The 1,093-nt window shown below is 68.3% G+C and carries 1 protein-coding gene; it reads left to right on the forward strand.

Going from position 1 to position 1,093, the window contains the following annotated elements; translation table 11 throughout:
- Nucleotides 1-2: 2 nt before the first annotated feature.
- Nucleotides 3-1,093, forward strand: a 1,091-nt coding sequence (locus tag F9B16_RS50470) for an acyl-CoA dehydrogenase family protein (RefSeq protein WP_225992704.1), incomplete at its 3' end; no start/stop codon positions are given.

Genomic DNA, 1,093 nt, shown 5'->3' on the forward strand with positions numbered 1-1,093 from the left:
TGCTGCGGGCGACGGTGCGTGAGCTGGCGGATGCCAAGATCGCTCCGTTCGCGGCGGAGGTGGACGAGGACGCCCGGTTCCCGCAGGAGGCCCTGGAGGCGCTGGTCGCCAACGACCTGCACGCGGTGCACGTCCCCGAGGTGTACGGGGGTGCGGGTGCGGACGCTTTGGCGACGGTGATCGTGATCGAGGAGGTCGCGCGGGCGTGCGCGTCGTCCTCGCTGATCCCGGCGGTGAACAAGCTCGGCACGGTACCCGTCCTGCTGTCGGGCTCGGAAGAACTGAAGCGCAAGTACCTGGCGCCGGTGGCGCGCGGGGAGGCGATGTTCTCCTATGCCCTGTCGGAGGCCGATGCGGGGTCGGATGCGGGTGGGATGAAGACTCGTGCGGTGCGGGACGGGGACGCCTGGGTGCTCAACGGCGCCAAGATGTGGATCACCAACGCGGGCGTGTCGGAGTACTACACCGTCATGGCGGTCACCGACCCGGCGGCCGGGGCGCGGGGGATCTCGGCTTTTGTGGTGGAGAAGTCCGATCCGGGGGTGTCGTTCGGGCCCAAGGAGCGCAAGCTGGGCATCAAGGGTTCGCCGACCCGGCAGGTGATCTTGGAGGACGTGCGGATCCCGGGCGACCGGATCATCGGGGCCGAGGGCACCGGGTTCAAGACCGCGCTGGCCACCCTGGACCACACCCGCATCACCATCGCCGCCCAAGCGCTGGGGATCGCCCAGGGCGCGCTGGACTTCGCGCTCGGCTACGTCAAGGAGCGCCGCCAGTTCGGCAAGCCGATCTCTGATTTCCAGGGTGTGCAGTTCATGCTGGCGGACATGGCGATGCGGCTGGAGGGCGCGCGGCAGTTGACCTATCACGCGGCGATTAAGTCCGAGCGGGCGATGCACGGCGAGAAGATCCCGGACCTGACCTTTGTTTCGTCGGCGTGCAAGGCGCTGGCCTCGGACGTGGCGATGGACGTCACCACCGACGCGGTCCAGTTGCTGGGCGGGTATGGGTACACGCGGGAGTTCCCGGTGGAGCGGATGATGCGCGACGCCAAGATCACCCAGATCTACGAGGGCACCAACCAGATCCAGCG

This window comes from Actinomadura montaniterrae, assembly GCF_008923365.1.
In the GTDB taxonomy this organism is placed as follows: Bacteria; Actinomycetota; Actinomycetes; order Streptosporangiales; family Streptosporangiaceae; genus Spirillospora; species Spirillospora montaniterrae.